Origin of the sequence: Halomicronema sp. CCY15110, from assembly GCF_016888165.1 — a bacterium.
GTDB lineage: Bacteria > Cyanobacteriota > Cyanobacteriia > Phormidesmidales > Phormidesmidaceae > Halomicronema.
Map to the genome: position 1 here is coordinate 1 of NZ_JACSWC010000164.1, position 10,675 is coordinate 10,675.

Sequence of the window (10,675 nt, forward strand, 5' to 3'; positions counted from 1 at the left end):
CCATCTTTGCGCCAGTTCCGGAAATAGGTGTACACCGTCTGCCAGGGGGGAAAGTCACCCGGGAGAGCACGCCAGCGACCCCCTTCGACCAACACATACAGAATGGCATTGAGCATCGCATGGATATCCACCGTGCGCGGACATCCTCCCGGTTTGGCGGGGGGCAGCAGGTCGCCCAATAAGTCGAATTGGTCGCTGGGCAGGTCGCTGGGATACGCTTTAACCATCGGCTTTCTCAGGGCTCCGTACATCAATACTGGCAGCCTATACTGAGAAAGCTTTTTTACTCATTGCACGACTTTTAAAACACCCTCTCAGTCTGTCGCCGAACAATTTTTATCCTTATCTTGACTAAGGGAAAGAAAATATTATAATCAAGAAAGTTAAGACAGAAAAGATAAATGCCAACCCCTCAATCCCTGGCGGAAAACTGGCTATCGGTAGCGGAAAGCTATGGCTCGACCAAGTGGCTCAAGCAGTTCATTCGCTTCTATGTCTTAGAGCTAGAGACAGAACGCCTCAGCCCGGAGGCGTTTGCGAATGAACTTGAAGAAGAATTCGCTTCCAGAGGCCTTGACACTCCAGCGCAGCAAAAAAACTATCGCTCGAACGTGGTGCAAGCCATCAAGGTCTTTGACCCGGAGCATCCGGCCATCGATTTGGTTGCCCTTTCGACCGCGCAGTACCGCGTCCTCAACGACCAGCAACGGGAGCGCATTGCCGATCGCGAAACTCGCTTCATTACCAGTGCAGCCGCTGAAGCGATCGTTGAACGGGCCAGAACGTTAATCAGCAGTGCAGAATGGTCGGAAGTCGGGGCCGGATTAGCGGTGCTCATTGGACGGCGCATCAGCGAAATCCTGATCTCAACCTTTTCACTCAAGTCAGCCTGGAGCTTGAATTTTAGTCAGATGGCGAAGCGTCAGGAGACGCAGGACATCACGATTGAGATTCCGACGCTGGCACCGGCACAGGAGGTGTTAACGGCCATTCAACGCCTGCAACAGGGGTTGAGAACCGATGACCTAAGGTTACAAGGACTCTCGGAGCGGCAGGCGAAGCAAAAGGTCAATAACCTTTACAGTGGAGCGATCGCGCAAAAGTGTGAAGATCTTTTCAGCGACTTAGTCCCGGCCAGGAGTGACAAGGAAAATCTCTACACCCATATCTTTCGGGCCGTCTACGCGACGATTGCCGCGCACTGGTACTGTCCGCCTGCGGTACCGGAGCATCAATTTAAGGCGGAAATCCAAGGACACTTCACAATCACTCAAGACGGCAAAAAACTCCCGAATTATGCCGCTCGCTCCAATTACGACGACTATGCCATTGGCAATGGTCAAGGTAATCGCGATGGCCGGTTAGGTATCAAGTTAGGCCAAGTACCCGACCTAGCAGTCGTCGAGGTGTTTCAGCAGCCTCGCTCCCCTCGCGCCGAGCCCGCCACCGTCAAGGCCAGCGTAGCCGTGGAAACGGCACCACAACCCGCCCCAGAGCCACCCGACAACACATCCACAGAACTGCACTCTCAGGAAGCCCCCACCATGACTGAAACCGATGCGGCCAAACCAATGACGAAGCGCCCCAGCGTCTACGCGGATGACCTGGAACGCATGACTGACTTAATGGCCCACCAGGGGGTCACGGGCTCTACGGCGGATGTGATTCACGCTCTGCTGCAAGAATTTGAAGCCAAGACGGCTCAGGAAGCCCGGCAGGAAGTCAAAACGGCGAGCGAGTTCGCCCAGGCCATCAACTGGTTTACTCAGGAAATTGAAACGCTCAGACAGCAGTATCACGCGCTGGAACAGGAACATCAGAAAGTAGCGTCGCGGCCAGTAGATGAGGAAGCGGTCGCGACTTTGAAGGAGCGTAATGCTCAGTTAGAGGAGCGTAATGCTCAGCTAGAGGAGCGCAACGCCGCACTAGAAACGGAACTGGAGGAAACGCGATCGCAACTCAACGCGATTCAAGATCTGCTGGGAGGGATCCGTAGTGGGGCAGCGCGTCCTACAGCGGAGCGAACAACCACGACACCGACAGCAAAGTCGACGGCTAAACCAGCGGCAGAATCGGCAGAACAGCCGGTAACGAGTCCACCGGAGACGAGACCGAAGCCAGAAACCGTCTCACGGCACTCCGACCGGGCGGACTCGACGGACAAAATTGCCGATGTCATTGACGCCATCATCAAGTGGAATACGGCTCAAGAGCGCTCGGATCTGCGGTTACGCATCTCGTTTCCCTCGATTCGCAGTCTGGCGGTTTTAGTGGGAGCCAGCTATCTTCCCGCCATTAAAGAGGTCATTGCTGAGAAGGAAGCGGAAATTGAGGAGATCCACGAGCGCTTCATGATTGGTAGCCGCCACAATCGCTCGGTGCAGGATAAAGATGCGGTGCTGCAAGCGATCGCTCGCGATTACCTCGGCATCCCCAACTGGCAAAAGGCTACCTACGTAAACTAAAGGGTATCCCCAATAGGGCTAACGGAATGATGCTAAGTAGGTAGCCAAAACTAAACGTTCCAGACGCTGCTAGTTTCGACTCCGCTCAACCAGCTGAATAGGTTGATTTGAGACCGACGAGGGCTGAGCGGAGTCGAAGCCCAGATCGATGAATAATTCTGAGTCGCTATTTAATGACCTTTTAGCCAGGCGTTTAGAATTTCCGACAAGATTCAGATCACTCATCAATCCGCCTTTACTCGCCCGGATTGCAGATTCGGCGTTGCTGAATCGCAGGGTGCATTCGGTCTTTGAGACCATCGAGTGCTAACGGTCATTTTCGTTATCTTCTCCCAGCAGCCTCGTTGCCATATCTAACTCAGACTCTAATTGCTCGGCACTGGGTAGGACTTGAGAAAACCGATGCTCTGCAACCGCGATCGGATTATTGAGGTTTCTCAGAGAGTATTCCGCAATTGTCCTGTCCTTGGTCTTGCACAAGATAATACCGATAGTGGGTTGATCTTCTGGCTGCCGTTCACGGTCATCTACAGCCGACAAGTAGAAGTTCATCACCCCTGACTGTTCTGGCCTAAAGCTGCCCATTTCTAATTGAATGACGATAAAACATCGGAGTCTCAGATGATAGAACAGCATATCAATCTGAAATTCTTCGCCGCCAACATCAATGCGGTAGTTTTGCCGAACAAAGGAAAAGCCAACCCCAAGCTCCAGCAAGAAGTCTCGCATGTGAGCCACTAGTGCCCGCTTCAGATCCTTCGTTTCCGCATCTTTGGCAATGGTTAGAAAATCAAAGTTGTAGGGATCTTTGATGATCTGGTGGGCGAGTTCTGACTGCGGGGGAGGCAGCGTATATTCAAAATTGGTAACGGCTCCTCCTTCTCGCTGATAGAGACCACTTTCGATCTGAGTCATCAAGATGCTGCGACTCCACCCATACTCGATGGTCTGTTGGATATACCATTGCCGTTCTTGCGGGTCTTTGACCTTGTCCAAAATAGCGCAGTTGTGTCGCCAGGGAATTTGTCCACCAAGCTGGTGGACATTTTGTTCCTCCGGCCAAGCCTCAGCAAAAGCCCGCATGTAGAGGAGGTTGGTACGTGAAAAGCCTTTGATATCTGGAAACTCACGTTTGAGATCCTCAGCTAGCCGCTGAATGACTTTGCTGCCCCAGCCCTCAGCTTGCTGCCGGGCCAAAATCTCACGACCAATCTGCCAATACAACAGGATGAGTTCGCGATTGACCGCCAGCGCAGCTTTGACCTGTGCTGAGCGAATGTGGATCTTTAAATTATTCAGAAAGGCACTGTAGCTGCCTTCATCTGGCATCAAGCTCGACTTTGCCATTACGATCGCTCTGCTCCACCCCAGTCAAAACCTCTTCGGCTAGCCATGATAGGCCATGCCTACATCCTTGTCGTGCTGCCTCCTGGTTAAATATCGCCCACTCCGCCAATAGCGGCTGTTGCCAATCGCCTGACGGCACACTGCGCCTAAAGATCTCTGGCAATAAGGCTTGGAGTGAGAGATCCCGCTGGCGGGATAGCCACTGCAAACCCTCACGAATCAGAATCGGATCCCCCGATCGCAGATAATCCACCTTCTTTTCTAGGTGACGCTGGCGATTTTGCCGCGCTGTGGACTGCTGATACGCCACGCTTTGCGATCTCACCTCGCTTTTTTGCTGCGATCGCCTCACCTTCAGGCGCAAAAACTGTTGCCGCCACCCAGCCTGCCCCATCTCATTACGAACCTCCAGTCCTTCAAAAGTCTCTCCAGAAAGTGTCAAACCCTTACCTGGCAAGGAATTACGATCATCGCCAGGTAATAAGCTTGTAGCGTAAGAGGCGGTCGCTGGCGCAGCCATTGCGGACGCCTCTCGCTCATTTAAAGGTTGGGGGGTTTGGGAAGATTTCCACAAGTCAGGATGCCAGAGGTCTTTGTATTTGTATAAAGTGCTGCCACCAATGCCATAGTTCAGCAGTTTGTGGAATCGAGCAGTCGCAGTCGCTGGAAGTTCATGGGTATTGAGTAAATCTTGCATGGCCGCTCGAATTTTGTCCTGCGCCGTGAGCGATCGCTGCTCGTTCCAGGTCATCTCAACTTCATTTTGCTTTGTAGTTTCCTTTTGAGCTTTATATTTCCCGTGCTGAGCTCCATAGGGGAAATAATGGCTGTTTTCAACACATCTAGCCCACTCTGCTGCCCGATGGTGGATTTCATGCTGATGGCCACACCATTCCCGATATCCAGGTAAAGATTGAGCAACCGTCACAATCTCACTTATCAACGTATCGCCACTTAAGGGCAATCCACCGTGTATGACATGGTGAAAAACGTATGCTCGCATCGTAATGCGACCTAGCAAATAATTGGTTTGACCTTTTCCAGTCCAGCCGGGTTCAATTTCTGCATTCAAGTCATTTAGAAACTGATCAGCGCGTCGAGACAAGCGATGTTGTTTGCGACGAGACTGCTTCAACACTTGCTGAACTGTTGCTGCTTGAACCTCGTTTCGCTGTTGACAACATCGCCACTGCTGCACAAACGTTTCTTGGGTACTTAGCGTTGGCTCTAATTCACCATTTAGCAGATAAGAGCCGCTTTGCAGTGGTAACCGATGGGCATTGAAAAGATTCGGTGTACTATCTGCCACATACAGCTTGCGGTTAGGGAAAACTTCGAGCTGTCCGGGTTGACATTTGAATCCCTGATTTTCCAACAAGACCGTAACGGCGGCGGAAAGTTGCCAGGAATTTTGGGGTGTCTCAAACGGAAAATAAAGATGTAAGCCCCTTGAATCACTAGAGGTACAGGTAATTGCACTCACCAGCCCAAGGGGCTCCAGTGCTTCAATTAAACGCCCAATGGCTAGGGGAGCACGGGAAGGATGGTAAGCACTGCCCGCATCAATATCCAATAGACAATACTGCGTCTGGGTGCCAAACCGTACCCCATAGAGACAAGCTCCTTGCCGAATCAGCCGATCGCTAAGGGGATAACGGCTTTCGGTTTGCCACTGGGGGCGATCGCCTGGATCAGGATGAGCCGCATAAATAAAGTCATATCGATGGGGAAACAGAGCCAGAAACGCTTCATCACGCTCCGGTACATACTGAAACGGGTTGGCGACAACAGCAGCTACGATAAGCCACCTCCCGTCAATCCCACTAGCCAGGGAGACAAACTCTTTAGAATGAGACAGACTCTCATCAAATCACTGTCCCTAGTGCATCTGCACCTAAACTCAGGCGCAATTCTGCCAGAGACTTTTTAGGTGTCTAGAAGGTATGATCTTTAGTTTTATTTATTGGTTGTCTCAAAGCTCTAAACTGCTTGCAAAATCAAGCTTTCAATAATTTGAAGTGATTGCATAAGGACAGTTGGTGACACCATTGAGAACTATCGGTGAACCAATTAGGAGACTCTTGTCTGATCTGAAAAGCCTTGCTAGATAAAGGATTGAGGTGAAGATTGCTAGGTTTATCAGATCAGACAAGCCAAACCATTCGGGAAGCAAATTTCTGAGCAGCGATAGGCCCCACACTCCAAATAGTCAAAACCTTTGATACAAAAGACTTACAGACATTAGCCGTAATTTTGAGCCTTTGAAAATTAGTGTTAGAAGACGGAGCTATCTGTCTGAGCACGATCGCCTGTATTTATCTATCTGATACCCATAGATAAATATTCCATCGCCCCTCAAGTTCTTTCATATTAAGAGATTCAGAAATAGCCTTTAAATTCTAAGTGGTTGCATACGGAGAAATAAGTCTGATAGGAGGTGGAGAATAAAAAACGTGAGCCCCATCTCTAAGGACGGTAATAGTGACACAACCCGGAGTAACTTGTCTTTTTAAAGACCAATGCTCAAACTTGGGAGTAACCCTCAAACTCCTAGAAAGACAAGGATCTGAGTATCAATAGGTGACACTATTGGGATCGACTTGTCTTTTTAGAAAGATGCCCTTTGCTGGATAAACAGCCTGGACCACAAAGAGACATGTTCAAGTGAGCCAACACGGAGCCAGTTGTCTTAGATAAGACAACTGGCCTTAATGAACTGTTTATCGCCTCAGGCAATTTGCCTCAACAGATGCTGCTTAATAGCTGAAAGCGATTAAGCGATCGGCAACCTACGCCAACAGAGCCCAATCTTGATTGAGAGCTGAGTCAGTGACAACATCGGGGGATAAGTTGTCTGATCATGTAAACAATTATGATCACTAGCTTTTTTTGAAGGATCTTCGACATAATCGTCACCAGACGTTTGAATGTTTAAGTGAGCTAATACGGAGAATGAGCTACTCACTAAGACAACTCGCGGACAGTCTAGAATAAGTGATCATATACGGATAGTTCTGTCTTAATAAGACAAAAAGTTCCCTAATCTATGAGCAAGCGCGCCCATGCCCTAACAGCGAGAAAACCTCGTTAAAGCCTTGGCGATATAATCAGACCGGCTGGTATACGTAAAGTGATCTCATACGGAGAATACAGTCTCAGTCAAGACAATAATCAAAACAATAATGCTGAGCTTGATTTTGTCTAAGTGATTACATACGGATTTGCTTGTCTTTTTTGAAAGTGCCATGAGATAAAGGTTGTCGGCAGTGTTTGACTGGTTATGAGACAAGCTATGCAGACTTTAACTTCAGCAGTTTCCGTAATCGGGTCTCTAATTCTTCTGTCACTGGGCGATCGCCCCGCTCTAACTTACCGACATAGTCTTGACTAATTCCGAGAAATCCAGCCAACTCCTTTCGGGTCCAGCCTCTTTCTTGACGTCCTTGTTTGATCATTTCCCCAGTCAGAGTATCAAGACTGACAGGCTCGGGGGCCAGCGTCTTTTGAGGCTTCGGATCTTTGAGCTTGGTCAACAATACTGGAATGGGATGGGGCGGCCTGATATCGAGTTTGGCCTGCAATATGCGCTCAATGACTTTGACTTTACGCCAGCCTTTAGGTTTAGTGGCGTCACTATTGGGGCGAATCCACTCAGGATACGTTTCCGGATCGTACTCAATTTCCCAGCCGAGTTCCTCCAACAAGAGCAACGCTTTGTCCCAGCGGCGTCTCAGATCACGGGCCTTGTATTTATCATCTAGAGCCAAACTGATGTCTCGTCTGGGAATGGCCTCTTCGAGCAGATGTACAACCTTGTACTCATAGGGGTTTCGGTTGCGGGCACGAACGCGAGCATCCAAAGTGAGTTGAATGGCGAGTCGCAGAGCTAACTCATTGTGGTAAGGGTCGATTTTGAGGATGTCGCGGGCTAGAAACCCAAACTGATAGAGGGCTTCGCGGGCTTTGTTCCCGGCCCGATTGAGGAAATGTTTGGTCCAGCCGCCTGGACTCACCGTTATGTAGATTTCTTCTGGTCGATCAATCTTCTTCGTGGTGAGGTCAATTTGTCCGTGGGAATCGATGAGCACATCCCACATGCGCCCCACCGGAATGCTGGCATCCAATTTCCGCTTCCCGCGCCCTTCAATCCAGACTGATTTCACCATAAGACAGGAAAGGGCAAAGGCCGCCGCCGCCACCATGTTGCGTTTTTCCGCAATGCTGGTGTTGTGATTCCGATCCCAGCCTAGAAGATGAATAATGTCGGTGGCTTTTAGCGTAAATGAACTTTTCCAGGGTTCATTTTCGGCCATGGTTCTGGCTGCAAAAATCAACTGGAGTTTGACGGTGTTAAAGCCAAATTTGTTGATGATTTGTTCAGCCGCTTCCCAAGGCAGCAGGGCGATATCCCCTGGGTTAGTAATGTAATGCTCGATAAAATTGGCGGGATTCCCTTTGCTCTGATAGGTAAAGACTGCCAGGTCGTCGCCGTTGCGCTGCCACAGTTCAGGCCGTAGTTGAGCTTTGATGCTACTCGCGATCGGAATGGCGGTGGGAATCGGAAAAATTTTGGCTAGATCAAGATTGGCATACAGGGCCGCTGCTGGGCGTTGTCTGAGTCCCAAAACTTGCTCTAGATCCTGGAGCGAGCAGGCCGGTAGATTGAGCCCTTCGATAATGGTCTGCGTAATATCCTGACAGTAAATCTGACCGAAAATATTGAGTTTGGTGTCAAACTCGGGAGAGTCAGAATCATCAATGTAATGGCCGATCGCGACCTTCAGGTCAGCGGCTGATAGCGTATCTAAATGGTTCTCCCCTTGGGCGGTTTCAATTTCTTCAAGTGCCCAGACGACTAGATTGGAGCCGATCGCCTTAGCAAACTCTTCCCGAAAATCGGGCCGTTCAAAAAATACGAGCAACGCCTCTTTGAGATGCGCTTTGGAGACGGCTTCGTCAAGGCAAACTTCGACTTGAGGACGAGTCTCCTGGGAGTTAATAGCACTGTTAACTAGATTGAGATGGGGTTGATGCAGATCTAAAGCTTCGATGCCTTGTTGCTCAAAGATGACTTCGACTTTGTGCTGATAGACTCTGGCCAGATGTTCATAGAGTTGTAGAGTGATAAGCTCTGGCAGCGATGAGCGCTCGCGCAAAACACCGGATAACCGCTCCAAATATTCTGAAGTTAAGACTGCATTGATAATCTGCGCCCACTTGTAACCCTTCTCACCCACTGGCGTCGGCGTAAAGTCATAAACACTATTCGCGGACGAGTTGGTCGGCTGCTCTACCATGAAGGATGAGAAACGAATGCGGATACCGGCTGACCCCAACCTCGGCTTAAGAAGGTGAGGGCGAGATTGTAACCTACTGTAGCGGTCTCAATCTTAGAGCTTAGGATAACACTCCCTTTTCTTAAGCCATGGAACATTTTGGCGGCTTGGGCCGTTTAAGTGAGTGCTTGTCCGATCGCTCGGTAATTGCCGGATGGGGCTCAAAATTCGTTGAGACTGGTCCGTGATGCTTTTCTTGAGCGATCGCTGCCGTTGCCGAATGTGCTTTTATCGACTCGCCTCATCCAGGGACTGACAACTGACGACCATTATCCTGAGGCCGAATCCCGATAATGAATGGCACTGCCACCTGCGTCCATGCCTGCAGGGGCGTATGGTCAGCGGCGGCATCACCAAAACAAGTTTCCAACATTTCTGTATGGATGACGCCAGGGTTGAGCGCGACTGCCGCCAGACCGTCGGGGAGTTCCTGAGCCAGCGCCTGAGTCAAGCCTTCGACGGCCCATTTGGTGGCGCAGTAAGGGGCGACCCCTGGCGAGGTAGAACGGCCCCACCCCGAGCTGAAATTGACGATGATGCCCCGGCCTTGCTTGAGCATCGGTGACACAAAGTGGCGGATCAAGTTAATCGTGCCGTTGATATTGACCGCAATGACAGCCTGACATTCTGGAGCGGGCACTTCCCAGAGCGGTGCCGGAGCGTTGATTAATCCAGCATTGTTGATGATCAAGTCGGGCGGACCATTTTGACGGATTACCTGCTGGCACCATTGGCTAACGCTGACGTCATCGCGGATATCTAGGGAAGTAAACAGATGAGGGGCAGGGTACATCGTGCTGAGTGCCGCGATCGCGTCGGCATTACGGGCACAGCCCGATACGCGGTGCCCAGCCGCGATGAAGGTTTCGGTCATGGCGCGGCCCAACCCGCGACTGACCCCGGTGATGACAATATGCTGGCTCATGGTGCTCTCTGTTTTATCGCTAGTGAGAAAATACTATGGCAGCGGGACGGTGCAAACCATTACCGCCAATGACTGACCAATGTGTTTTACGGCTCCCAAATGGGGTCATCTAGCATCGCTTGAAGCGCGATCGCACGCCGCTCAATCTCTAGCAGTGCATCCCGTCGCTTAATACGGTTCTGCCAATCCCGATGTTCAGCTGAACCGGCCCGTTTCAAGCCTCGCATACGCGACTGCCCCCACATCGGGGTTTCTGCTTTGAGCCGCGCATAGTACACATCTCGTCCACCCGGACAATAAACCTCTAGCCAAACGCCCACGGGGGCAATCGGGCCGCTTTTCTCAATGCGCTGGCGGTGGGCACGCAGGTCTTCGAGGGCTTGCTGCAGAGCGGGCATTTTAGGCAAGGCTCATAATATTTTGTCGTTTTGTTGTTGGCTTACCAAACGACAAAGCTAAAAATTGAAAAGGGGTTGGCATTAGCCGCATAGTGCTTTTTCAGATCCTGTGATCAGGTGTTTAGAGCTACCCCTGTTAAGGTGACCAAATGTACTAAATAGTCGGGCTAAACCTGGGTTTTCAGAGCTCAACAGTTAGCTTAA

At 50.5% G+C, this 10,675-nt stretch carries 7 protein-coding genes; 1 reads left to right on the forward strand and 6 read right to left on the reverse strand.

All coding sequences use genetic code 11. From position 1 onward, the window contains the following. Nucleotides 1-227, reverse strand: a 227-nt coding sequence (locus tag JUK32_RS04135; protein ID WP_204137589.1) for a transposase, incomplete at its 3' end; no start/stop codon positions are given. Nucleotides 228-401: 174 nt separating this feature from the next. Here JUK32_RS04135 and JUK32_RS04140 point away from each other — a divergent pair. Continuing rightward, a complete protein-coding gene (locus tag JUK32_RS04140; protein WP_204137590.1) occupies nucleotides 402-2,465 on the forward strand; it encodes a protelomerase family protein in 2,064 nt (687 codons plus the stop codon). A 306-nt stretch (nucleotides 2,466-2,771) separates the two neighbouring features. Here the strand turns inward: JUK32_RS04140 and JUK32_RS04145 are convergent, their stop codons facing one another. From JUK32_RS04145 to JUK32_RS04165, 5 genes are all read right to left on the reverse strand, one after another. Further along, a complete protein-coding gene (locus tag JUK32_RS04145; RefSeq protein ID WP_204137591.1) occupies nucleotides 2,772-3,812 on the reverse strand; it encodes a YhcG family protein in 1,041 nt (346 codons plus the stop codon). Next, on the reverse strand, nucleotides 3,784-5,385 hold the full coding sequence (locus JUK32_RS04150; RefSeq protein WP_204137592.1) for a hypothetical protein: 1,602 nt from the start codon (nucleotides 5,383-5,385) through the stop codon (nucleotides 3,784-3,786). The genes JUK32_RS04145 and JUK32_RS04150 overlap by 29 nt, the downstream gene beginning before the upstream one ends. A 1,717-nt stretch (nucleotides 5,386-7,102) precedes the next feature. Beyond that, the gene (locus JUK32_RS04155; RefSeq protein WP_204137593.1) at nucleotides 7,103-9,109 is read right to left on the reverse strand and encodes a helix-turn-helix transcriptional regulator; all 2,007 of its coding nucleotides are present in this window, start codon (nucleotides 9,107-9,109) and stop codon (nucleotides 7,103-7,105) included. A 280-nt stretch (nucleotides 9,110-9,389) separates the two neighbouring features. Continuing rightward, nucleotides 9,390-10,073 (reverse strand): SDR family oxidoreductase, encoded by a 684-nt coding sequence (locus JUK32_RS04160; protein WP_204137594.1) that lies wholly within the window; start codon nucleotides 10,071-10,073, stop codon nucleotides 9,390-9,392. Nucleotides 10,074-10,159: 86 nt separating this feature from the next. Next, on the reverse strand, nucleotides 10,160-10,471 hold the full coding sequence (locus tag JUK32_RS04165) for a hypothetical protein (protein WP_204137595.1): 312 nt from the start codon (nucleotides 10,469-10,471) through the stop codon (nucleotides 10,160-10,162). Nucleotides 10,472-10,675: the final 204 nt, after the last annotated feature.